The organism is Streptomyces sp. NBC_00442, assembly GCF_036014195.1.
GTDB lineage: Bacteria > Actinomycetota > Actinomycetes > Streptomycetales > Streptomycetaceae > Streptomyces.
This window is the reverse complement of record NZ_CP107918.1, coordinates 919,635-942,939: the sequence shown is the minus strand read 5'-3', so window position 1 is coordinate 942,939 and position 23,305 is coordinate 919,635. Positions and strand designations below refer to the sequence as shown.

Genomic DNA, 23,305 nt, shown 5'->3' with positions numbered 1-23,305 from the left:
AATTGATGAGGATGTCTGGGACCTTCGATGCGGAGAGTTCCTTGTTGTAGTTCAAGGGACCATCATCGAGTTCTCACAGCCGGGGGCCGATAAGAGCCGTAATGGAGACGTGGTCTGGTGGAACCACAGCAGCTTGTGCCCCGCTGCACGGCAGAGCTACGAGGGCTGCCCATCCTAGTGCCATGACTGCGATGCCTTGCTTGGTCATGATCTGAACAACGAGCCGCGCTGGCAGGCGTCCCCCGACAGGCTTATGCGGCTGGGGACCAGCGGGACGTGACAAACGCGCGCCCAAGGCCATCCGACCCCGCCAGCGTCGCGCCCACCACCCGCCCCTCGGCCAGCGCGTCGCGGTCTTGGTTCAGAGAAGGCACGCCAGGCTCTAGCGGTCCGCTGACCACGCCCTGCGAGTGCAGCCTCGGGACTGGTACGGCGATTGGCACTGAGAACGGGCAATCGATGGGCGACCGCGTGACGGGGCCCTGAAGGACCTTCGCCTACCCGTGCGGCAATCGGTTCGCAGGGGGTCCTCTCCCTGCCAACCGCGGGACCGCACCGGCGGCGAACGCGAGGACGGGCACGAGGTACGCGGCTGGCATTTCGACGGCCGTCTGGACGAGGCGGTCCGGCAGCGGCGCCGACCACTGCCGGACCCCGGCCGCCAGCCCCTCCAACCGCTCAGTGCCCGGCTCGCCGAGTGGTGGACGCCAGCCGGTCATCGCGATTTCCGAGCGTGCTCAGAACCCATCTTTGAACCTGGATGTCAGCGCGGTCAGGAGCGCGTGGGAGAGCCACGACTTTCCTGCTGTGCGGTGTGATGGCATTTGCCCCGATGACGTGGTGTCGAAGTGGGGCGCGCTGCTTACGGGCACAGATAGCCCTTTGATGACCGTCAACGGTCTGCCGCCAGGTTGGACGGCAGACCGTTGCAAACGGGCGGATCAGATTTTTTGTTTGACGCATTTCTCAGCTGTGGCCGGGAAGTACGGGCCCGTATATGACTTGCCGCTCCCGCACGTCCACCTGCTGAGCACGCCGGCGCCGTCCTGGTCCTTCCCCTCGATGACCAGGCCGTCCGTGTAGTCCCTGCGACCCCAGGCCGTTCCGTCCGTGGTCCCACACTCTTCGGCCTCGACGCCGTTGCCTTGTGTGTCTTTGACAGGACCGCACTTGATGACGGGCAGATCCCCCGCGGCGGATGCTGAGCCGGTGGTGCCGGCGAGGGCACCGAGCAGGAGCAGGGAACCAACGGCGAGCGCGGGAAGGCGCAGACGGGTCATGAGGTGATACCTCCAGGAACTGGGTGAATCGACCTTCACGACATTGCCACGCGGCTGCCGACCATGCATGCACACCCGCCTCTGATGAGCCGATCGGCGGGTGGCGAAAGAGAACACACGAGGGGGCGCGAACCCCGGTACAGAACATCCCCCTGCAGCGGGCCCGGAGAACGCGCCCGAGGCTCTGTGGGTACCAGGCCCAACATTGAGGCGATGCACCAGATCACCCGAGGTTCAAAGATGGGTTCTCGGAGCCATTCGTTGATCGCGGCCACCACGACGACGGGCCTCGAACCGCACGGCGAGCTTCTCGAACCGCATCGCCACGACCCTGTTGCGCTTGAGCCGGCCGATCGCGCACTCCACCGCGTGGCGTGCCTTGCAGTCCTCGCCGTCGAACACAGGCGGGCGCCCGCCCGAGCGGCCCCGCCGCACGCGATTGCGGACCTGGTTAGCTGGCTCCGCGATCGTGCAGCGGATACCCCGCCTGCGCAGGTAGGCGCGGCTGGCGGCCGACGAGTACGCCTTGTCGGCCCGCACCCGCACCGGAGTCCGCCTTGGCCGACCCGGGTCCAGCCGCGGCACCCGGATCGCCTCCAGGACCGGCACGAACTGCGGACTGCCGCCGCGCTGCCCGCTGCCACCAGCAACGACAGCGGCTTCTGGCCCTGCTCGCACGCCAGCCGATCCGCCGCGCTACTCCTCGGCAGCGGCGAACTCCGCCATCCCCTCCTCGAACCCCACCGCCGGCTTCCAGCCCAGCTCGCCGCGCAACCGCGCCGAGTCCGCGGTGATGTGCCGTACGTCGCCGAGCCGGTACTCGCCCGTCACCACCGGCGCGGGACCCCCGTGGGCCGACGCCAGCGCACGGGCCATCTCGCCCACGGTGTGCGGGGTACCGCTGCCCGTGTTGTACGCGGTGAGCGCACCGGGCGGCCCGCTTGAGAGCGCTTCCAACGCCACCACGTTCGCCCCCGCCACATCACGTACATGAACGAAGTCCCGGCGCTGCCGGCCGTCCTCGAAGACCCGTGGCGCCTCGCCGCGCGCCAGCGCCGAGCGGAAGAACGACGCCACCCCCGCGTACGAGGTGTCTCGCGGCATACCGGGGCCGTACACGTTGTGGTACCGCAGGGACACCGCCCGGCCTCCGGTCGCCCGCGCCCAGGCGGCGGCCAGATGCTCCTGCGCCAGCTTCGTGGACGCGTACACGTTGCGCGGATCGACCGGAGCGTCCTCCCCGACCAGACCGGGGCTCAACTCGGCACCGCAGCAAGGGCACGGGGGCTCGAAGCGTCCGGAGTCCAGCCACTCGACCGGCCTCGGACCCGGCCGTACGACACCGTGTTCCGCACACTCGTAACGACCCTCCCCGTAGACCACCATCGACCCGGCGAGTACCAGCTCCCGCACGCCCGCCTCGGCCATCGCGGTCAGGAGCACCGCGGTGCCGAGGTCGTTGCAGCTGACGTACGCCGGCGCGTCGCCGAAACCGGTGCCGAGCCCGACCATCGCCGCCTGATGGCACACCGCGTCCATCCCGCGCAGCGCACCGGCCACGACCTCCGGGTCGCGAACGTCGTCCTGTGGCCGGATCGCCCGGTCCAGGACGAACGGCTCATGGCCGTGCGCGGCGAGCGCTGTGACAATGTGCGAGCCGATGAAGCCCGCGCCTCCCGTGACAAGTACACGCATAAGGGAGACGCTACGGACGTGGAGCCTCCCCGTCACGGCTCCACTCCGTCATGTCACCGCCCCGTAAGGAGTATTCGGACATGCCCCTTGAGCCGCTGTCACAGAAGGACGTCGAGGACCGGCTGCGCGAGCTGCCCGGCTGGTCGCTGTCGGACGACCACGACCGGATCTCCCGCAGCTACCGCCTGGCCGGACACTTCGCGGCGACGGCCATGGTCGTCCATGTCGCCCAGATCCAGGAGGAGCTCAACCACCACAGCGACCTGACCCTCGGCTACAACACGGTCGCCCTGTCGGTGAACACCCACGACGCCGGGGGCGCCCTCACGGAACTGGACTTCCGGCTCGCCCACCGGGTGGAAGAGATCGCTCCCCGGCACGGCGCGGAATGATCCGCGTCCCGCCCTTGGATTTTGCGGAAACGGCAAATCGATTTCCGGTATCAGGGACGGGTGAGCAAGCCTGCTGACATGAAGCGCTCTCAAGAACACCCGCACGAAGGCCCCGCCCTGCGTAACCATGGCGAAGACCCCGACCACGCCGACCGGGCGGCCCCGGCAGACCACACCAAGGGGCCCGGCCGCGAGCCAGGCCCGGGGCAGCAGCAGCCCTCACCGCGCGGCCAGGCGCACGCCCACGATGCGGGGCATGGGCATGGGCATGGGCAGGGGCATGGGCAGGGGCAGGGGCATGGGAGCGGGCGTGGCCAGGAGCAGGGCCACGGCCACGGCCAGGGGCATGGTGCAGGCGATCACGATTGGGACCGCCTCGCTCCCTTCCTCGAGAGCGAGGCGGAAGCCCTTCGCCCCGTCTATGAACAGGCCGCCGCGCGCATCGCCGAGCTGCGGCCGGCCGCGGGCATCCGGCGCATCCTCGACATCGGCAGCGGGCCTGGAGTGGTGAGCTGCCTGCTGGCCGAGGCCTTCCCGTCGGCGGAGGTCGTGGCCGTCGATGCGACCCCCGCACTTCTGCGGCGCACCCGCGAACGCGCGGAACGCCTGGGCCTGGGCGACCGCGTCCGTGTCCTGGAGGCTGAAATGCCGGACCGGATCCGGGATTTGGGCCCGGCCGACCTCATCTGGATGGGCAATTCACTGCATCACATCGGCGACCAGCGGCAGGCGTTGATCGCGCTCTCAGGGCTGCTGCGGCCCGATGGCGCACTCGCCCTCGTCGAGGGGGGCCTGCCCACTCGACATCTGCCGCGCGACTTCGGCCTCGGCCGGCCCGGACTCGAGGCTCGGATGGAACTGGCCAACGAGGAAGGGTTCGCGGACATGCGTGCCGGGCTGGCGGACACGAAGGGCGAAGTCGAGGACTGGGCCGCGTTGTTCGTCGCCGCAGGCCTGATCCCGGCCGGTACGCGTTCGTATCTGGCCGACCATCCAGCCCCGGTCGAGCCGTCCGTACGCGACCTGGTCATCGAGAGGTTCGCCCGCCATCGGGGGCCGCTGGAAAGCAAGTTGTCTCCCGAGGACGTGGCCACACTCGACCGGCTGCTCGATCCGGCCGACCCTCAGGGCCTCGCGAACCGCCCAGACGTGTTCATGCTGACAGCCAAGTCGGTGCACATCGGGCTGGCCAAGCCGTAGAGGCCGAGCCGGTGGGGGAGTTGGTGGGGGAGCCGACGGGGTGAGAGCGCTCTCAGGCTCTGATCGGCCAGGCCTCGCGGAACGTGGCGTAGTCGATTCCATCGTTCATGCGGCGCAGTGAGGAAGACGAAACCGCCGCCCGCGGGGGAGCGGGCGGCGGATTCTCGTGCGAGGGTGCGGTGTTGTCAGCCGTCAGCCGTCAGCCGTCAGCCGTCAGCCGTCAGCCGTCAGCCGTCAGCCGTCAGCCGTCAGCCGTCAGCCGTCAGCCGTCAGCCGTCAGCCGTCAGCCGTCAGCCGTCAGCCGTCAGCCGTCATTGGTCAGCTGTCAGCTGTCAGTGGTGGCGGCTCTCGCGGGCCAGCGCGGTCACGAAGTGGGCCGCGTCGATGGTTCCGACACCGGTCGCCATGTCGTAGCCCTTGACCGCGGTGTAGCCGGTGACGCCGGCGTAGCTGTTGTTCGTGCCGTCCTTGACGTCCACGAGACCGGAGCCCGGCTTGTACCCCTCGTGCTTGTAGAGCGAGTACAGCGCGTCGTTGATGTTGCCGAGGCGGTGCCCGGCGGCCTGGTCGGCGAGGGCGACGATGCCCGAGAAGAGCGGGCTCGCCTCGCTCGTACCGCCGGAGACGTCCCAGCCGACGGCGGTCGGGTCGTAGCTGGAGTACACCCAGGCGCCGCCGTTGACCGCGGCCGCCATCGAGATGTCGGGGGTGCCGCGGCGGTCGCCGACGGCGCCGCGCACGCCGTTCTGGAAGGAGGGGCGCTGGAAGACGTGCGACTGACCGCCGCCGCCCGAGCCGTTGTCGTTGTAGACGCTCTCGGGGCTGAGGCGGTTGCCCTTGTCGTCGAGGTGCAGCTGGGTGCCGCCGATCGATGTGACCAGCGGGTCCGAGGAGGGCCAGGAGTTGACGCGCTCCTTGTAGTAGCCCGAGCCGTCCGCCGTGTTGTCGGTGGCGCCGCCGTCGCCGGAGGAGGCGAGGACCGTGACCCCGTGCGCGGCCGCGTCCTTGAACGCGTAGCGCAGCTTCTGGATGCTGGAGAAGTCGCCCTTGTCGAAGCCGGGGAAGGTGTTCTCCGTGGCGCCGAAGCTCTGCGTGATGACATCGCCGACGCCGTGGTCGATGAGGTGCTTCTCGGCGTCCATCATCTCGGGCAGGCCGGTGACGCCCTCGGTCTCGGCGACCGCGGTCTCCACCAGAACGATCTTGGCGCCGGGGGCGACGGCGTGGGCCATCTCGACATCCAGCGTGGACTCACCGGCCCAACCGGTCATGTCCTTGTTCTTCGGGTCCCACTTGGGAACGTTGCCCCACTTGACCACGTCGACCTTGCTACTGGGGATGCCGTACTGCTTGCTGTAGACATCCAGGTCGTGCTGGATCGTCGGCGAGCCGAACGAGTCCACGATCACGATCGTGCGGCCCTTGCCCGTGATGCCCGCCTTGTAGAGCGGGTTGAGGTTGTACGCCTGGCGGTACTGCAACGGGCCGTAGCAGGCGATCTTCCACTTGGCCTGGCACTGCTCGCTGGTGAGCGGGCCGCTGGTCGAGTGGGCGAGCTGGTGCCCGGCGATCGCCGGAACGGGCTTTACCTGCGGGGCGGCGGCAGGTGCGGCGGTGGCGGACCCGGACAGCGGGGTGGCTATCAACGCGGCGGCGGCAAGGGCGGTGGCCCCGACTGACGCTGCTGCGGTACGAGTCCGGGGGCGAGCTATGCGCATGAATGCTCCCTGAGTGGGGTGAAGCCGCGCGGGGCGGTCTTCGCGATCCCATCGGGAAGGTCATGCGCAGGACAAGAGCATTTGTCTCTTGATGTCGAACGCTTTGCCTGAGCGGCACACTTAAATGAACATTCTTGATTGGTAGCTGACCAACCGGGCCCCGAAACCGACGGAGAGGGTGCCGCCAATCTCGGTTGGCGGCACCCTCTCCGTCACTCGGCGATCAAGACTTGAGCGTGATCAGACGCGTCTGATCAGGCGCCCAGGTTGAACTCTGCCGGGTTCGGCCCCAGGCGCTTGCCCTCGTCCAGGGCGGCCAGCGCGGCCACGTCGTCCGCGTCGAGCTCGAAGCCGAAGACGTCGATGTTCTCCTTGATCCGCGACGGCGTCACGGACTTCGGGATCACGACGTTGCCGATCTGGAGGTGCCAGCGAAGCACCACCTGCGCGGCCGTGCGGCCGTGCTTCTGCGCGATCGCGACCACGGTCGGCACGTCCAGCAGCCCCCGGCCCTGGCCGAGCGGCGACCAGGCCTCGGTCGCGATGGAGTGCTTGGCGTGGAGCGCGCGGGACTCCGCCTGGGCCAGCTGCGGGTGCAACTCGATCTGGTTGACGGCCGGGACCACCGAGGTCTCGCCCAGCAGTCGCTCAAGGTGAACGGGCTGGAAGTTGGACACGCCGATCGCCCTGGCGCGGCCGTCCGCCTGGATCTTCTCGAACGCCTTGTACGTGTCGACGTACGCGTCCTTGGCCGGCACGGGCCAGTGGATCAGGTACAGGTCGACGTAGTCGAGGCCGAGCTTGTCGAGCGAGGCGTCGAAGGCCCGCAGGGTCGAGTCGTAGCCCTGCTCGGAATTCCACAGCTTCGTCGTGACGAAGAGGTCTTCGCGGGCGACCCCCGAGGCGGCGACGGCCTTGCCGGTGCCGCGCTCGTTCTCGTAGATCGCGGCGGTGTCGATGCTTCGGTACCCGGACTCGATCGCCGTCGCGACCGCCTTGGCGGCCTCGTCGTCCGGCACCTGCCAGACACCGAAACCGAGCTGCGGCATCTCGACGCCGTTGTTGAGGGTGATGGAGGGGACCTTGCTCACGAGCGGTCGATCCTTTGCGTCGTCGGTTGGTACTCCCATCGTCAACGAACGAAGGCCACGACGCATTCCCGGCGCGGCCGGGCAGATCGTGCTCCTGACCTGCGGTTCAGCTCACGTTCGCCACGCGTTCCGTACGGCCTCCCGCTCTCGGCTTCCCTCTCTTCGGGATCTGCTCGGTCCGGACCATTGACCGGGACCCGCCGAGACGGAACTCTATTGCAGGTGGCTGAACGAAGGTCATGTACGTGAACCCACTTCCGGGTCGTCGGCCGGCCTTGCCCGCGGTCAATCGCGCTCGTTCATCGCTCCCCGCGCGTCGTGACACCCGTTCTTGCTGGAAGCCTCTCAACTCCCGTACGGCGCAAGCGATTTGGGCTCGCCCGACTCATTGACATCAAGCGCGCCAGGCATTGCAATCCAGGGGGTTAGGAAACTTTCCTAACCCCTTGCTCACCAGCCCCCACACTCAACGCCCCCACACCCCACAGCCCCCCCACGCCCCACACCCCCCACGGAAGGATCCCCATGCGCGCAGTCGTATCCCCGCGCCGTCTCGCCGTTTCCCTCACGGGCCTCGGCTGTCTGCTCCTGCCCGTCGTCGTTTCGATTCCTCAGGCCAGTGCGGCCGGTACGCCGGCGGCGGCCGGATCCCCTGTTCCCGCCGCCCCCGCCGCCCCCGCCGCCCCCGCCGCCCCCGCCGCACCTGCCGCGTCCGGGTCGATGGCCGCCGCCCCGTACGAGTACCTCGGCTGGGGCGACCCCCAGAAGCCCACCGATGTGATGGCCGCGACGGGCGTCAAGTGGTTCACCTTGGCCTTCGTCCTCTCCGACGGCGGGTGCAATCCGAAGTGGGACGGCTCGCGGGCCCTGACCGGAGGCTCCGACGAGAGCGCGATCAAGTCCATCCGCGGCGCCGGGGGAGACGTGGTGGTGTCGGTCGGCGGCTGGAGCGGAAACAAGCTGGGTGAGAAGTGTTCCAGTGCCTCCGCGCTCGCCGGCGCGTACCAGAAGGTGATCAGTGCGTACCACCTGAAGGCGCTCGACATCGACATCGAGGACACCGAGTTCTCCAATGCCACCGTGCGGCAGCGGGTGGTGAGCGCGCTGAAGATCGTCAAGACCGACAACCCCGGGCTCGTCACCTACGTGACGATGGGGACGACCCCGACCGGTCCCGACGCCAACGGCAAGGACCTCATCAAGAAGGGGGCCGCCGCCGGGCTGGCGAACGACGGCTGGACGATCATGCCGTTCGACTTCGGCGGTCACAGCGGGTCCATGGGCTCGGTCACCGAGAGCGCTCTCGAAGGTCTGGAGACCGCCGTGAAGGGCGCCTATGGGTACAGCGACGACGCCGCCTACCGGCACATCGGCGTCTCCTCCATGGACGGCAAGACCGACGAGTCCGACGAGACCATCACTACGGGCGACTTCCAGACCGTCCTCGGCTACGCCCGGCAGCATCACCTGGCGCGCTTCACCTTCTGGGCGGTCAACCGCGACCGGCAGTGCACCTCGGGCGGCGACGCGAGCGCTTCGTGCAGCGGCGTCGGTCAGGCCCCGTACGCCTTCACCAAAATCGTTGCACAGTACGCGGGTTGAGTACGAACGCGGGATGAGCGGTACGCGGGTCGAGGGGGCGGTTCTCGCCCCTGAAGCCCCGGGAAAAGGAGAGGCGGAGCGAGACGGGCGGGAGCAGGATGGTCACGCTCTCCGCCCGGCCCCGAAAGGACTCCACGACCATGGCTCGTGCGATCACCTTGATCCGTTCCGCCTCGCTGTCCGACGTCGCCGAGTACGCGTATGCGGCGACGGCTCCCGCCGCGTCACGTCTGATCTTCCTGGCCGGCGCCTGCCCGTTGAACCACGACGGCTCGACGGCCGCGGTCGGCGACTACGCGGGCCAGGCGGCGAAGGCCCTGGAGAACATGGAGAGCGCTCTCGCCGCCGCAGGAGCCGGCTTGCGGGACGTCATCAGTGCCCGGGTCCTCGTCGCATCGTCGCGGCGCGAGGATCTGGTGGCCGCCTGGGAAGTGGTCCGGGACGTCTTCGGTGACCACGACGTCCCCAACACATTGATGGGTGTCACGGTGCTGGGCTACCGCGACCAACTCGTGGAGATCGAGGCGGTCGCCGCCGTGCTCGATGCGTGAGCCCTGCTTTCAGGGGGGGCGTTCGCCGAGGACGCGAGGACGGTGAAAGCGCTCTCGCACGAGCCCGCCATTCCAGCGGGGCGGCTTCCGTCGAGAATACTGAGAGCGGTCTCAGCGGTACAGCGCGTCCACCTCGTTCTCGTACGCCTTCTCGATCGCCCGGCGCTTGAGTTTCAGGGACGGGGTCAGGAGCCCCTGCTCCTCCGTGAACTGGTGGGCCAGTATGCGGAAGGTGCGGATCGACTCCGCCTGCGAGACCAGGACGTTGGCGGCGACCACGGCCCGGCGCACCTCGGTCTCCAGATCCGGGTCGCGCACCAGTTCCGACGGGGTGAGCGGGGCCTTGCCGCGCATGGCGAGCCAGTGGTCCACGCCCTCCTGGTCGAGGGTGACCAGCGCCGCGATGTAGGGCCGGTTGTCACCGACCACGATGCACTGGGCGACCAGGGGGTGGGCCCGCACCCGTTCCTCCAGGGCGACCGGCGAGACGCTCTTGCCCCCCGAGGTCACCAGGATCTCCTTCTTGCGCCCGGTGATCGTGAGGTAGCCGTCGTCGTCGAGCGCCCCGATGTCCCCCGTCGAAAGCCAGCCGTCCCTGAGCACCGCCTCGGTGGCCTTCGGCTCGTTGAGGTAGCCGGAGAAGATCTGCCCGCCGTGGATCCACACCTCACCGTCGTCGGCGATGTGCACCGTGGTCCCGGGGATGGGCTGTCCGACCGTGCCGTAGCGGGTCCGCTCCGGGGGGTTGGCGGTGGCGGCGGCGGTCGACTCGGTCAGGCCGTACCCCTCGTACACGGTGACGCCGGCGCCCTCGAAGAACAGGCCGAGCCGGCGGCCCATGCTGGAGCCGCCCGACATGGCGTGGCGCACCCGGCCGCCCATCGCGTCGCGGACCTTCCCGTACACCGTCTTCTCGAAGAACTGGTGCTGCATCCGCAGCGCGGCCGAGGGGCCGGGGCCGAGGCCGAAGGCCTTCTGCTCCACGGCCTCCGCGTACTTGACCGCGATGTCGACGGACTTGTCGAACGGCCCGGTCTTCCCGTCGGCCTCGGCTCTGCGGCGGGCCGCGTTGAACACCTTCTCGAAGATGTAGGGAACCGCGAGGATGAACGTCGGCCGGAACGACTGGAGGTCGGGCAGCAGGGCGGAGGCGGCGAGGGCCGGCTGGTGGCCCAGTTTCACCCGTCCCCGGATCGCCGCGATCTCCACCATCCGTCCGAAGACGTGGGCCAGCGGAAGGAACAGCAGCGTGGACGCCTCGTCGCCGGGCCGGGAGTGGAAGACCGGCTCCCAGCGCGAGATCAGCATGTCCGTCTCGAACATGAAGTTGGCATGGGTGATGACACACCCCTTGGGGCGGCCCGTGGTCCCCGAGGTGTAGATGACGGTCGCCACCGAATCGGGAGTCACGGCCTTGCGGTGCCGCTCGACCACCTCGTCGTCGATGGACTCACCCGCTCCGAGGAGCTCCGAGAGCGCTCCCGTGTCCAGCTGCCACAGGCGCTTGAGGTGGGGGAGCCGGTCGACGACCGAGCCGATCGTCATCGAGTGGTCCTCGTGCTCCACCACGCACGCGGTCGCCTCCGAGTCGTGCAGCATCCAGAAGACCTGCTCGGCGGAGGACGTGGGATAGATCGGCACCGGCTGCGCGCCGATGCTCCACAGCGCGAAGTCGAAGAGCGTCCACTCGTACCGCGTGCGCGCCATGATGGCGACCCGGTCGCCGAACCGCACGCCGTCCGCGATCAGCCCTTTGGCGAGCGCGAACACCTCGTCCCTGAACGCGGCGGCCGTCACGTCCCGCCACTGGCCCGAATCGTCCTTGCGGCACAGCGCGACGCGGTGAGGATCGTCGAGGGCGTGGTCGAAGACGGCGTCCGCAAGCCCGCCGACCTGAGGCGCCGTCGCCATGGGTGGGACCGTGAACTCGCGCAATGACCTGCCTCCCTCCGGGGTGGCCACTCCCGGTGGCGCTCCGCACAGCGCGGTGACCGTACCCCACGGACTGTTCCCGTGACAGGGGTCTCCTGCACGTCGAGACGTACGGCGTCTTCACAGGTCAGCGGCGGAAACAGGCCCACATGTGGACCCCTCGGGCGCTCAGCTGACTCAAAGGTAGGTTCTCCGTAAGGCAATCTCCACGGAATCTGTACGCTCCTGTCACCCTCGCCCCACGGCTGCGCCCTGTTTTCCCGGGGCCACGCTCCGTTGTCGCAGCCCAACGGGGCAGGGTGGCGGCGTGCGGCGGGAGGGGGCGGCCCGGCGGCGCACCGGCCGGGGTGGACCGTCTGTCTTCAGCCAGTCCGCTCGGCCGGTCGCCCGGCGTTCGGCCGGTTCGTTCAGCCGGATCGGTGGCCCCGGTGCAGGCGGTCGCCGCCGGCGAGGATCGCCGAAGCCAGGGCGCCCGCCGCCTCCTGCGCCGCCGAGCCCCGCCGGTTGTGGAGCAGAACGAAATCCACTCCGCCCAGCTCCGGCAGCCCGCACCGCGCCGGGAGCGGAGCCAGGCCGGGCGGGATCAGGCCCCTGGTGTGGGCCATCACGCCGAGTCCTGCGCTGGCCGCCGCGATCAGGCCGCTCAGGCTCCCGCTCGTACAGGCGATACGCCAGGAACGGCCGTGGTCCTCCAGGACTTCGAGCGCCCTGGCCCGGGTGATGCCGGGCGGCGGGAAAAGGATCAACGGAATGGGACGTTCGGCGTCGAGACGCAGGTCGGGCGCCCCGATCCAGCACAGCTCGTCCGTCCAGACGAGTTCGCCGTGACTGTCGCCGGGCCGCCGCTTGGCGAGCACCAGGTCGAGGCGGCCCGCCTCCAGGCGCCGGTGCAGGGTCCCGGACAGCTCGACCGTGAGCTCCAGATCGACCTCGGGATGGTCGCGGCGGAAGGACTGGAGGATCTCCGGCAGGCGCGTCAGGACGAAGTCCTCGGAGGCGCCGAACCTCAGGCGGCCGCGCAGCCGCGTCCCGGTGAAGTAGGTGGCGGCCCGCTCGTGGGCGGCCAGGATCGTCCGGGCGAAGCCGAGCATCGCCTCGCCGTCCTCCGTCAGCCGCACACGATGGGTGTCCCGGCTGAACAGCAGCCGCCCCGCCGCGTCCTCCAGGCGGCGTACGTGCTGGCTCACGGTCGACTGGCGCAGCCCGAGGCGCCGAGCGGCCTGCGTGAAGTTCAGCGTCTGCGCGACGGCCAGGAACGTCCGCAGCTGGTTCGCGTCGTACATGACGTCCACGGTAGCCCGGTCATCGTGGATCGTGATGACAGTGAGTGTGGTGTACGGGATTCCCGATCACGCGCCGGGGGAGGACCATCGGGAGGTCGCGATCGCGGCCGAGCGGAAGACCCGGAAGACCTGGAAGACCCGGGAGCGCCGTGCTCGCAATCCACTGGCGCCGCGCCACCGCGCTGCCCCACCGAGCCGCGTCACCGCGCCACACCCGTACCGCCCGAACATGTAAGTGGAGCACATGAGCCGCCGCACCCCGAAGCTTCCGTCCTGGTTGCCGGTCGACCCCTACATCCTGGCGCTGCTCGGCACGGTGGGACTCGCCGCGCTGCTCCCCGCGTCCGGACCGGCCGCGACCGCCGCGAGCGGCGCCTCGACCGGGGCGGTCGCACTCCTCTTCTTCCTGTACGGGGCACGGCTCTCGACCCGCGAGGCGCTGGACGGGCTGCGCCACTGGCGGCTCCATGTCACCGTGCTCGCCTGCACGTTCGTGGCGTTTCCGCTGCTGGGCCTCGCGGCGAAGGGCCTCGTACCCACCGTGTTGACGCCGGACCTCTACAACGGCCTGCTCTTCCTGTGCCTGGTGCCCTCGACGATCCAGTCGTCGATCGCGTTCACCTCGATCGCCCGGGGCAACGTGCCGGCCGCGATCTGTGCGGGCTCCTTCTCCAGCATCGCCGGGATCGTGTTCACCCCGCTGCTCGCGGCGGGGCTCCTCGGCAGCGGTGGGGGAGCGCTCTCGGCGGACTCGCTGGTCAAGATCGTGCTGCAACTCCTGGTGCCGTTCCTTGCCGGGCAGTTCCTGCGGCGCTGGGTCGGCGGGTTCCTCGTCAGGAACAAGAAGGTGCTCGGGTACGTGGACCGCGGCTCGATCCTCCTGGTGGTCTACAGCGCGTTCAGCGAGGGCATGGCGCGTGGCATCTGGCACCAGGTCGGCGTCGGCAGGCTCGCCGCGCTGCTCGTGGTCGAGGCCGTGCTGCTGGCGGCGATGCTCGCGGCGACCTGGTACGGAGCCAAGCGGCTCGGCTTCGACCGGGGCGACCGGATCGCGATCCAGTTCGCCGGGTCCAAGAAGAGCCTGGCCGCCGGACTGCCCATGGCCAGCGTGCTGTTCGGTGCCCAGGCCTCCCTTGCGGTACTGCCGCTGATGCTGTTCCACCAGATGCAGTTGATGGTGTGCGCCGTGATCGCCAAGCGCCGCGCCCGCGACCCGCTGCCGCCGCAGGATCCCACCCCGGCCGCTGGTGACATGGGTCGTGACGACATGGCCGCAGGGGACACGGCCGCTGGAGACGTGGGCCGTGACGACATGGCCGCAGGGGACACGGCCGCTGGTGACATGGGTCGTGACGACATGGCCGCAGGGGACACGGCCGCTGGAGACGTGGGTCGTGACGACACGGCCGCTGGAGACGTGGCTGCCGGCGACATGGCCCCTGCATACATGGCTGCCGGCGACATGGGCCGCGGCAACATGGCTGCTGGCAACCTGGGCCGCGGCGACATGGCTCAGAAGCCCGCAGGCCCGGCGCCGACCCCGTCGCCCGGCGCATCCGTGGCCTGAACAGGTCCCCGGCTCAAGGCGGAGATCATCGGGGCCGGTACGGTGCCGCCATGACCGCACTCGAAGGCGAGCCCGCCACCCTGGACCCCGCGCGCACCGCGCTCGTCCTCGTCGATCTGATGGACCGCATCACGGCGCTCCCGCTCGCCCCGCGCTCCGGCGACCAAGTCCTCGCCACCGCAGGCGAGTTGGCGGAATCCTTCCGTGCCGCGGGCGCCACCGTCGTCCTCATACGGGTCGAACGGCCCGGCGTGGCCGCGCAACCGCCGGGCAGCGACATCGTCGCGGGCCTCGCGGCCGACGGCGACCCGGTCGTCGTGAAGCGCACCCTCGGCGGCTTCCACCGGACCGGTCTGCACGAGCTGCTTCGCGAACGCGGCATCGACACCCTCGTGTTCGGCGGCATCGCCACCAACCTCGGCGTCGAGTCGACCGCCCGCGCCGCCGCCGACCACGGCTACGAGCTGCTGTTCGTGGAGGACGCCATGGCGGCGTTGACCCAGGACGAGCACCGGGCCGCGATCGCTCTCAACTTTCCCCGCCTCGGGACGGTCGTCACCGCCTCGGCCCTCCGATTCGGCTGACCGCATGCCCAAGTTCACGATAACCGCGGCCGCTTCACGCCCCTGCACCCTCGTCGTGTGCCGCGGCTGCTGCTGCGGCGACGCCCGCAAGACCCCCGGCACCGACCATGCCCGCCAGCTCGACCGGCTGCGGGCGGCGGCCGCCCGGTCCGAGGGGCGGATCGCCGTCCGGACCACCGACTGCCTCGGCCCCTGCGGCCAGGCCAACGTCATCGTGGTCCAGCCCTCGGGCCGGGCCCGCCAGCGCGGGGCACGCGCCGCCTGGGTCGGCTGGGTCCTCGACGACTTCGCGACGGACGACATCCTGGCGTGGGCCGAACAGGGCGGACCGGGCGTGGCCGAACCCTCGCCCACGCTGGCCCTCCAGATGATCCCGGCCCCGGCCGAGGCACGCAGGCGGGCCCGCTGAGCCGTCGGCGGGAGCTTCGCCGCTGAGCCGTCGAAGGGAGCTCGGAGGCCCTGCGGGAGCGAGGCGCCGCCCCCGTACGGTACGGGCGGCGCGGGGTGGAAGACCCGGCCGGCGCAGGGGGCGCTCCCCGCCGGCCGGGCCGCTCGGGCGCTGCGGGGTCAGACCTCGGAGCGCAGGGCGATGCGCTCGTCGCCCGCGTACACGTTCATGGAGCTGCCGCGCAGGAATCCCACCAGAGTCAGCCCCGACTCGACGGCCAGGTCGACGGCGAGCGACGACGGCGCGGAGACCGCCGCGAGGACCGGGATGCCCGCCATGACCGCCTTCTGCGCGAGCTCGAACGAGGCCCGCCCCGACACCAGCAGGATGCAGCGGGACAGCGGCAGCCGGTCGTCCTGGAGAGCGCGTCCGACGAGCTTGTCGACCGCGTTGTGCCGGCCCACGTCCTCGCGTATGTCGAGCAGTTCGCCCTCGGGCGAGAACAGCGCCGCCGCGTGCAGACCCCCGGTCCTGTCGAAGACCCGCTGCGCCGCGCGCAGCCGGTCGGGCAGGCTCGCGAGCAGTTCGGGCTCGACCCGGACCGGGGGAGCGTCGTGGATGGGGAAGCGGGCCTGCGTGCGCACGGCGTCGAGGCTTGCCTTGCCGCACAGCCCGCACGACGACGTCGTGTACACATTGCGTTCGAGTGTGATGTCGGGCACCACGACGCCCGGCGCGAGGCGCACGTCGACCACGTTGTAGGTGTTGTGGCCGTCGGCGGTCGCACCCGCGCAGTACACGATCGACTGGAGCTCGGACGCGGCACCGAGCACCCCCTCGCTGACCAGGAACCCGGCCGCGAGAGCGAAGTCGTCGCCCGGTGTGCGCATCGTGATCGCGAGGGGCTTCCCGCCCAGCCGGATCTCCAGGGGCTCCTCGGCGACCAGGGTGTCCGGGCGGATCGAGACCGCCCCGTCCCGGATGCGGATGACGCGGCGGCGTTCGGTGACCCGTCCCATGTCCTCAGTCCCTCAGTCGCTCGGTCGCTCGGACCGGTCTCGTGTCTGCACGTGCTGGAAGCCGAAGCGTCCCTTGATGCACAGGTTGCCGTGGGTCACCGGATTGTCGTGCGGCGAAGTGACCTTGACGATCTCATTGTCCTGCACATGGAGGGTGAGGTTGCAGCCGACGCCGCAGTGCGCCCACACCGTCGTCGTCCGCGACTGCGCCTCCGCGCCCCAGGCGCCCGCCGCCCGCAGCTCGAAGCGCATCATCGATTTCGACGAGCGCGCGGGTGTCCTGGTGGCGGCAGATCTGCGTCATGGTCGCGCGGGCCGGGCGCTGATCGGGTTGAAGGAGATGGTGCCGAGAAGTCTGATCCAGATGTCGTTGCGCAGGTCCGGTTCGACGGGGCACTTCAGGCCGCCGGCCCGCACGGCCTCGCTGAAGGTGAGGCAGCGCCGCGAGACGGTGAGGTCGGGCTCGCCGATGGAGAAGCGGGTGCCCTCCACGTGGCGTACGACGCCCGGGGATCCGACCTCGGTGGCCTCGTACACGACGCAGCCGATGGCGCGGGAGGGTGGCAGTGCCGCGTCGACGGCGCCGCCCGGGTCGACGCTTTCGACCCGGCGCCCGGTGCGCGGGCCGGGCAGCCCGTGGAAGTACCACCACGGAATGCCGTTCTGGGCAGCGATGACGGCGGTGTTCGCGTGCAGCGACGGGCGCACCAACGGGCCTGCCGCCGCAGAGGAGTTGGCTTTCAGGCCGAGCGGGATGTCGTCGGCCGGGCCGACCTCGTGGGGGTCGTCGGTGGCGGCGGGCCGTGCGGTGAAGTCGCCGCGCGGGCTGATGACCCGCACCCCGTCGCGGCGCATGGCCGCCAGGTGCGGCGCGCGGGCGATGAGGTGGACCTCGGCGCCCGCGCGGTGGAGCGCGGCCCCGACATGTGCGCCGATGGCACCGGCGCCGACAGCTGCGACTTTCACCGGGCTCTCCGTTCGGTGGAGGGACCGTTCGGTGGCGGGGGTCCGTGGCGGGACCGTTCGATGAAGGGGGCCGTCAGCGATGACGGCCGTCGACGGGCTCGCGAGTGTGGATGCGTGCGTGTGCGTGGGTGGGTGCGTGTGCGTGGGTGCGCGTGACCGACGTGCGGTGGGAGGGCTCGTGCCGGCGGCCGGCCGTCGACAGAATATTGTCTACAGTATGCGTTCTGGAGGCCTCAAGATGCCGGACGCGCCTTCGCAGGGGCGAAACGCTGACACAAGGCTCCAAAGGTGCGGCAGTGAATCCTGTTGGGTCTCGCGCCCCTGTACCGATCAGTAGCCACGAAGACTGGATGGCTCCGGACGTCAGCACTCACTGCTCGTATCGAGTCGTATCGAGGGGATCCGCCATGACCGGCATGCGAGGCTCACGCGTTGTCGCGGTCGGGCACTATCAGCCCGCCAAGGTGCTCACCAATGACGACCTCGCCGAGCTGGTCGACACGAGCGACGCATGGATCAGCAGCCGCGTCGGCATCCGCACCCGCCATGTCGCCGGCGCCGACGAACCCGTGGACGAGCTGGCCGCGCACGCCGGAGCGAAGGCGCTGGCCGCGGCCGGGCTGAGCCCCGCCGACATCGACCTCGTCCTGGTCGCCACCTCCACGGCGATCGACCGCTCTCCCAACACGGCCGCCCGCGTGGCCGCCCGGCTCGGCATGGGCTCGCCCGCCGTGATGGACCTCAATGTCGTATGCGCCGGATTCACCCACGCGCTCGCCACCGCCGACAGCCTGGTGCGCACCGGGACCGCGCGGCGCGCCCTGGTCATCGGCGCGGACAAGATGACGGCGGTGACCGACTGGTCGGACCGCAGCACCTGCGTTCTGGTCGGGGACGGCGCCGGCGCCGTGGTGGTCGAGGCGAGCGAGGAGCAACTGATCGGGCCGGTGCTGTGGGGCTCGGTCCCGGAGATGGGACACGCGGTACGCATCGAGGGGAGTCCGCCGGTGTTCGCGCAGGAGGGCCAGTCCGTCTATCGCTGGGCCACCACCCAGCTGCCGCCCATCGCCCGTCAGGTCTGCGAGCGCGCCGGGCTCACCCCCGAGGACCTCGCGGCGGTCGTGCTGCACCAGGCGAACCTGCGCATCATCGAACCCGTCGCACGCAAGATCGGCGCCGTCAACGCCGTGGTCGCCCGCGATGTCGTCGAGTCCGGGAACACCTCGGCGGCGAGCATCCCGATGGCGCTGTCCAAACTCGTCGAGCGCGGCGAGATCAGCACCGGCGACCCCGTCCTGCTCTTCGGCTTCGGAGGCAACCTCTCGTACGCGGGGCAGGTCGTACGCTGCCCGTGACGGGCCGGGCGGCTTGCCCTCAACCCGCCAGGCGTTTGCGCCAGTTCAGCGGAGTGACCTCGATGGTCTGCCCCGGGTCGCCGTCCCACCGCACCGAAAGACCGCACCGCTCCAGGGCGGCCACCGCCTCCCGGCCCACCGACGCGGTGGTCCGCTCCGAACCGTCGAACCCCCCGTACATCAGCTTGAGACCGTGCCCGGCGGCGGCCGCGTCGGTCGACTGGGAGTGGAAGTAGACGAAGCCGCGGGCATCCGGCGATCCCGCCCCGCCGATCTCCGCCTGGCCGCAGGTGTGACAACAAGTGAAGTGCTCGCGGGCGGTGAGACCGGCCGACTCCAGGTCGGCGAACGCGCGGGACAGCCGCTCCGGGTCGCTCTCCTCGCCCTCCTCGTCCCACCCCGCCTGCTCCGCCACGCGCTCCAGCCACATGCGGTCCGCCAACTCCCGTGCCTGCTCGCGCGAGACGGGCCGTACGTCGCCCGAGACCAGATAGTCCTCGGCCAGTTCGGCCAGCTCCGCCCGGGTCGCGTACCCCGCCACGAGCACCTCGCGCAGCCGCGTCTCGAGCAGGCCGCGGTCCTCCGCGCCGAGTTCCAGCGGGGGGACGGGGGCGGGAGCTTCGAAGTCCAGCCGTTCCCAGTCCGGGCCGGCGTTCCAGTCGGGCGTCGCGCGGGCCCAGCCGGTCATGGCCGTTATCACCGGCTCCGCCGTGGCAAGGACCGTCCTGAAGTGCCGGTCGGCCGCGCCGTCCCGGTACTCCAGGGTGTAATCGCCGCCTGCCTCGTGCCACACCTGGAGGAACACGTCGGGCAGGTCGGGTATCCGCTGCACCACCAGGAATCTGTCGTCCGCGCCTCCGATGCGGCGGACAAGCCCGGCCAGCGCCTCGGCGGTGACCCGGCTGTGCCGGCGCCCCATCTCCGTATCCACTGCGATCGCAAGCATGCCGTTCACTCTCGCACAGGCCACTGACAATCCACGGGGCGTCGCGAAGGCGCGCCCCGTGCACGGCGGCACAGGGCCGCACCCGGGGTGCCGACTCCCCTTCCGATACGGCGTGGTGCGGCGCGGGAAGCCGGGCCGGGAGACGGCGGCTGCAGCGCGGTGCGGATCACGGGCGGCGACCCCGACCGGCTGAGCGCGGCGGCCGCGAACGCCGCCGCGGCCGGCCTCGACGTGTGGTTCTCACCGTTCCCCTGCGAAATGACGAACGAGGAGATGCTGCCCTACTTCGTCGACTGTGCCGAGCGGGCCGAGGCGCTGCGCCGGACCGGCGCCGAGGTCGTGCTGGTCAGCGGGTGCGAGATCAGTATGTTCGCGCGCGGCTATCTCCCCGGAGAGACCTTCAACGACCGGATGCACACCCTGCGTGCGGCGCCGGCGGAGCGCGCGGCCGCGCTCAAGGAGCTCCCCGGGAAGGTCAACGCGTTTCTGAGGGAGGTGGCCGAAGCGGTCCGGCCGCGGTTCGGCGGGCGGATCTCGTACGCGTCCGTTCCCATCGAGCTCGTCGACTGGACGCCGTTCGACATCGTGGGGGTGGACGCCTACCGCAACAGCCGCAACGCCGCCTACTACCGCGATCAGATCCGCCGCCACCTGGCCCACGGTAAGCCGGTCGCGGTCACCGACAGGCTGCTGCGCCTATCGCGGGGCCTCCGGCCTGGGGGCCGGCGGGTGGACCGTGATCGGGACCGACGGGCTCGTCGCGCCCGGCACCGTACGCGACGAAGGGGAGCAGGTCCGGTACATGCGCGACCTCCTTCCGCTGTTCGAGGAGGAGGGCATCGACACCACGTTCTGGTTCAGTTTCGCCGGCTTCGAGCTGCCGCACCGGGCCGACCCGCGCACCGACCTCGACCTCGGCTCGTACGGCATCGTGAAGATGCTCGATCCGGCGGAGTCGGCCGCGGGTACCGCGCGCGCCTGCCCCGGCATGCCCTGGGAGCCGAAGGAGGCGTTCTACACACTCGCCGAGTTCTACGCGGGCGCCGCCCGCGCTTGAGGCGCCCTAGACGCCGAAGCCCGGCGGGGGCGGGCGCTCGAACGCGGGCGGCGCCCGCGGTGTGCCCAAGCCGCGCTCAGAGCCGGCGCTCCGCCGCCTCCACGCTGTCGCCGCCGCCGGTGTTGAACGCGATCGCGGCGCCGGGCGCGTGCAGGCGGACCAGGTTCACGATCAGTTCGAAGAACGTGAGCAGGGCTTCGGGCTTGCGGATGCCGCCGCCGATCACGACGACGTCCCAGGCGCGTGCGGCCAGCGCGGTGACCACCGTGGACTCGGCCGTCCCGTCCAGCGCGATCAGCGTCATGGACGCGTCGATGCCGTGGGCGGCGAAGCGGCCGAGTTCGCTGTCCAGGGCCGCGCGGACGGCGTCCCCGTCCATGCCGGGAACGGTGTGCGGGTCGATTCCGAGAACGAGAGCGGTGGGCATGTCCCGTAGGACGATCAGCCCGCGGCGCCGGTTCCTGGTTACCGGCCCGTCGGGGCCGCCGATGCGGGTGATGGCTACCCGCCCAGGCCCTGCCGTGCGGCAAGCCGCTCCATCAGGGCCGCGCTCCGCGCGAGCAACTCCCTTTCCTCCCGGCTGAGTTCGGACTCGATGGCCAGGGTCAGCCATCCGGCCCTGCGGCCGCGCTCCGCTTCCAGGGCGCTCCGCCCGGCGTCGGACAGTTCCAGCAGGGACTTGCGGCCGTCCGTGGGGTGGGCCCTGCGCGTGACCAGGCCCTGGTCGAGGAGGATGCCGACGGCGCGGGCCATTGACTGCGGGCGTACGCGCTGATCTGCCGCGAGGTCGCTGGTGGTCATGGCGCCGTCGCGGTCGAGGACGCCGAGCACGGCGACCTGTCCGTGCGGGATCCGGTCCTCGTGCTTGACGCGTCGGGTGAGCTTGCCCATCGCGGTACGCAGTTCGGCGGCGACGGTGGCGGCTTGCGGGGCGGGCATGGGGCACTTTACCTCGGGAACGCCGTTGCGCAGCGGCACTGAACAGCACGGCTGAACAGCTGCTCTGCACAGAACAACTGCACAGAGCCGCTGCTCAGCTGCACTGAACAGCAGAACTGCACAGCTGTACTGAACAGCCGTGCTGTAGAGTTTCTTCGTGTCGGGCCGAGCGCCAGCGTCGTCGCAGCCAGGGTCCGGCAGGTGACAACGGGAAGGAACTCCCATGCCCACCCGCATAGTTGAGCCGACTGCCATCGAAGGTCTCACCGCCCGCACCGTCCTGGACAGCCGTGGCAACCCGACCGTCGAGGTCGACGTCGTCCTCGCCGACGGATCTCTGGGCCGCGCCGCCGTACCCTCCGGCGCCTCCACCGGCGCCCGCGAGGCCGTGGAACTGCGCGACGAGGACGCCCGGCGCTGGCACGGCAAGGGGGTCGACCGCGCCGTGGCCCACGTGCAGGGCGAGATCGCGGACGCCGTCGCCGGACGCGACGCCGACGATCAGGCCGGTCTCGACGCGGCGCTCGTCGCGCTCGACGGCACCGCCACCAAGGCGCGGCTCGGCGCCAACGCCCTGCTCGGGGTCTCCCTCGCCGCGGCGAAGGCCGCCGCGCTCTCGCACCGGCAGCCGCTGTACCGCTACCTCGGCGGGGCCGACGCCCGCGTCCTCCCGGTGCCGATGATGAACATCGTCAACGGCGGCGCACACGCCGACAACCCGCTGGACTTCCAGGAGTTCATGATCTCGCCCGTGGGCGCGCGGACCTTCGCGGAGGCCGTCCGCATGGGCTCCGAGGTCTTCCACACGCTGCGCCGCGATCTGCTGGCCGCGGGCCACTCCACGGGCGTCGGTGACGAGGGCGGCTTCGCGCCCGCCCTGCGTACGGCCGAGGAGGCGCTCGACTTCGTCATGGCCGCCATCGAGCGGACGGGATACCGGCCGGGCGCGGACGTCGGCCTCGTCATGGATCCGGCGTCGTCGGAGTTCTACCGGGACGGCGTGTACGTATACGTGGGGGAGGGGGTGCGGCGCACCACCGCCGAACAGGTGGACTACCTCGCCCGGTTGATCGACGCATACCCGATCGTCTCGGTGGAGGACCCGATGGCCGAGGACGACCTGGAGGGGTGGCGCGAGCTGACGTCACGGGTCGGTGACCGCTGCCAGCTGACCGGGGACGACGTGTTCTGCACCAACGAGGCGCTGGTGCGGGAAGGCATCCGTACGGGAGTGGGCAACGCGGTCCTGGTCAAGGTCAACCAGATCGGGACGCTGACCGAGGCGCTGGGGACGGTGGGAGCCGCACGGCGGGCCGGCTGGGCGGCGGTCATGTCCCACCGGTCCGGCGAGACCGAGGACACGACCATCGCGGATCTGGCCGTCGCCACGGGATGCGGGCAGATCAAGACCGGTTCCTTGTCCCGGTCGGACCGCACGGCCAAGTACAACCAACTCATGAGGATCGAGGAGGAGTTGGGGGACAGTGCCGTGTACGGGTGTGGTGGTGCGTCCGCCGCGCGTGTGGAGTGAGAGCGGGGCGGCCGGGGGTGCGGGGGTGCTTGCGAGGTCCGTCGCGGGCCGGCATCCCCGCGCCCCGGCCCCGCGCCCCGGCCCCGCGCCCCGGCCCCGCGCCCCGGCCCCGCGCCCCCGGGGGTCCGCCGGGCGAACCGGCGGCACAGGTGTGGTTGTGGTGCGGGGCCGGCGGGCGGTTGACCGGTGGGCGCAGGGTGGACCCTTGG

20 protein-coding genes and 3 pseudogenes are annotated in these 23,305 nt (G+C 70.6%); 10 read left to right on the top strand and 13 right to left on the bottom strand.

Translation table 11 applies throughout. The annotated features are described in order from the left end of the window. Positions 1–941: 941 nt before the first annotated feature. The 3 genes from OG432_RS04300 to OG432_RS04290 all read right to left on the bottom strand — a co-directional run bounded on the left by OG432_RS04300 (position 942) and on the right by OG432_RS04290 (position 2,975). Positions 942–1,280, bottom strand: coding sequence for a hypothetical protein (locus OG432_RS04300; RefSeq protein WP_328307861.1), 339 nt, complete (start codon positions 1,278–1,280; stop codon positions 942–944). A 234-nt stretch (positions 1,281–1,514) separates the two neighbouring features. Then, entirely contained in the window at positions 1,515–1,958 is a 444-nt protein-coding gene (locus OG432_RS04295; RefSeq protein WP_328307859.1) for a transposase, read from the bottom strand. Positions 1,959–1,976: 18 nt separating this feature from the next. Next, positions 1,977–2,975: an NAD-dependent epimerase/dehydratase family protein gene (locus OG432_RS04290; RefSeq protein ID WP_328307857.1), complete on the bottom strand. Its 999-nt coding sequence runs from the start codon at positions 2,973–2,975 to the stop codon at positions 1,977–1,979. Between the two features lie 80 nt (positions 2,976–3,055). On the opposite strand from OG432_RS04290, the gene OG432_RS04285 reads away from it, so the two are divergent. Then, positions 3,056–3,367 (top strand): 4a-hydroxytetrahydrobiopterin dehydratase, encoded by a 312-nt coding sequence (locus OG432_RS04285; protein ID WP_328307855.1) that lies wholly within the window; start codon positions 3,056–3,058, stop codon positions 3,365–3,367. Positions 3,368–3,484: 117 nt separating this feature from the next. Further along, positions 3,485–4,567 carry a class I SAM-dependent methyltransferase gene (locus OG432_RS04280; protein ID WP_443058550.1) on the top strand — a complete coding sequence of 361 codons (1,083 nt, stop codon included), beginning with the start codon at positions 3,485–3,487 and terminating at the stop codon, positions 4,565–4,567. A 332-nt stretch (positions 4,568–4,899) separates the two neighbouring features. Here the strand turns inward: OG432_RS04280 and OG432_RS04275 are convergent, their stop codons facing one another. Both OG432_RS04275 and OG432_RS04270 read right to left on the bottom strand, forming a co-directional pair. Further along, positions 4,900–6,285, bottom strand: a complete 1,386-nt coding sequence (locus OG432_RS04275; RefSeq protein ID WP_328307851.1) for a S53 family peptidase — start codon at positions 6,283–6,285, stop codon at positions 4,900–4,902. Between the two features lie 254 nt (positions 6,286–6,539). Then, positions 6,540–7,376, bottom strand: coding sequence for an aldo/keto reductase (locus OG432_RS04270; protein ID WP_328307849.1), 837 nt, complete (start codon positions 7,374–7,376; stop codon positions 6,540–6,542). 525 nt (positions 7,377–7,901) lie between these two features. Here OG432_RS04270 and OG432_RS04265 point away from each other — a divergent pair. Both OG432_RS04265 and OG432_RS04260 read left to right on the top strand, forming a co-directional pair. Further along, positions 7,902–8,978 carry a chitinase gene (locus tag OG432_RS04265; RefSeq protein WP_328307847.1) on the top strand — a complete coding sequence of 359 codons (1,077 nt, stop codon included), beginning with the start codon at positions 7,902–7,904 and terminating at the stop codon, positions 8,976–8,978. A gap of 140 nt (positions 8,979–9,118) precedes the next feature. Further along, the gene (locus OG432_RS04260; protein ID WP_328307845.1) at positions 9,119–9,529 is read left to right on the top strand and encodes a RidA family protein; all 411 of its coding nucleotides are present in this window, start codon (positions 9,119–9,121) and stop codon (positions 9,527–9,529) included. Between the two features lie 111 nt (positions 9,530–9,640). Here the strand turns inward: OG432_RS04260 and OG432_RS04255 are convergent, their stop codons facing one another. Together OG432_RS04255 and OG432_RS04250 are read right to left on the bottom strand one after the other, a co-directional pair. Then, positions 9,641–11,440 carry an AMP-dependent synthetase/ligase gene (locus tag OG432_RS04255; RefSeq protein ID WP_328307843.1) on the bottom strand — a complete coding sequence of 600 codons (1,800 nt, stop codon included), beginning with the start codon at positions 11,438–11,440 and terminating at the stop codon, positions 9,641–9,643. A gap of 428 nt (positions 11,441–11,868) precedes the next feature. Beyond that, the gene (locus tag OG432_RS04250; RefSeq protein ID WP_328307841.1) at positions 11,869–12,744 is read right to left on the bottom strand and encodes a LysR family transcriptional regulator; all 876 of its coding nucleotides are present in this window, start codon (positions 12,742–12,744) and stop codon (positions 11,869–11,871) included. A gap of 244 nt (positions 12,745–12,988) precedes the next feature. Between OG432_RS04250 and OG432_RS04245 the strand changes: the two are divergent. The 3 genes and pseudogenes from OG432_RS04245 to OG432_RS04235 all read left to right on the top strand — a co-directional run. After that, positions 12,989–14,038, top strand: a pseudogene (locus tag OG432_RS04245) (bile acid:sodium symporter family protein); the annotation flags it as partial. Between the two features lie 323 nt (positions 14,039–14,361). Then, positions 14,362–14,895: an isochorismatase family protein gene (locus OG432_RS04240; protein WP_328307839.1), complete on the top strand. Its 534-nt coding sequence runs from the start codon at positions 14,362–14,364 to the stop codon at positions 14,893–14,895. 4 nt (positions 14,896–14,899) lie between these two features. Then, a complete protein-coding gene (locus OG432_RS04235) occupies positions 14,900–15,304 on the top strand; it encodes a (2Fe-2S) ferredoxin domain-containing protein (protein ID WP_328307837.1) in 405 nt (134 codons plus the stop codon). A gap of 158 nt (positions 15,305–15,462) precedes the next feature. On the opposite strand, the gene fdhD is transcribed toward OG432_RS04235, so the two are convergent. The 3 genes and pseudogenes from fdhD to OG432_RS04220 all read right to left on the bottom strand — a co-directional run. Further along, complete coding sequence (fdhD, locus tag OG432_RS04230) at positions 15,463–16,302, bottom strand: formate dehydrogenase accessory sulfurtransferase FdhD (protein WP_328307835.1); 840 nt, start codon at positions 16,300–16,302, stop codon at positions 15,463–15,465. Between the two features lie 12 nt (positions 16,303–16,314). Beyond that, a pseudogene (locus OG432_RS04225) lies at positions 16,315–16,581 on the bottom strand (hypothetical protein); the annotation flags it as partial. Then, positions 16,562–17,268, bottom strand: a pseudogene (locus tag OG432_RS04220) (2-dehydropantoate 2-reductase); the annotation flags it as partial. The pseudogenes OG432_RS04220 and OG432_RS04225, both read right to left, overlap by 20 nt. Positions 17,269–17,684: 416 nt before the next feature. On the opposite strand from OG432_RS04220, the gene OG432_RS04215 reads away from it, so the two are divergent. Then, positions 17,685–18,623 (top strand): beta-ketoacyl-ACP synthase III, encoded by a 939-nt coding sequence (locus OG432_RS04215; RefSeq protein WP_328314993.1) that lies wholly within the window; start codon positions 17,685–17,687, stop codon positions 18,621–18,623. 19 nt (positions 18,624–18,642) lie between these two features. Here OG432_RS04215 and OG432_RS04210 read toward each other — a convergent pair whose 3' ends face one another. Continuing rightward, positions 18,643–19,569 (bottom strand): DUF6891 domain-containing protein, encoded by a 927-nt coding sequence (locus OG432_RS04210; RefSeq protein ID WP_328307833.1) that lies wholly within the window; start codon positions 19,567–19,569, stop codon positions 18,643–18,645. Positions 19,570–20,305: 736 nt separating this feature from the next. Between OG432_RS04210 and OG432_RS04205 the strand changes: the two genes are divergently transcribed. Continuing rightward, complete coding sequence (locus OG432_RS04205; RefSeq protein WP_328307831.1) at positions 20,306–20,626, top strand: hypothetical protein; 321 nt, start codon at positions 20,306–20,308, stop codon at positions 20,624–20,626. Positions 20,627–20,702: 76 nt separating this feature from the next. Here OG432_RS04205 and OG432_RS04200 read toward each other — a convergent pair whose 3' ends face one another. Continuing rightward, positions 20,703–21,053, bottom strand: coding sequence for a hypothetical protein (locus OG432_RS04200; protein WP_328307829.1), 351 nt, complete (start codon positions 21,051–21,053; stop codon positions 20,703–20,705). Between the two features lie 74 nt (positions 21,054–21,127). Then, positions 21,128–21,565, bottom strand: a complete 438-nt coding sequence (locus tag OG432_RS04195; RefSeq protein ID WP_328307826.1) for a MarR family winged helix-turn-helix transcriptional regulator — start codon at positions 21,563–21,565, stop codon at positions 21,128–21,130. A gap of 223 nt (positions 21,566–21,788) precedes the next feature. Between OG432_RS04195 and eno the strand changes: the two genes are divergently transcribed. Beyond that, the gene (gene eno, locus OG432_RS04190) at positions 21,789–23,096 is read left to right on the top strand and encodes a phosphopyruvate hydratase (protein WP_328307824.1); all 1,308 of its coding nucleotides are present in this window, start codon (positions 21,789–21,791) and stop codon (positions 23,094–23,096) included. Positions 23,097–23,305 lie beyond the last annotated feature (209 nt).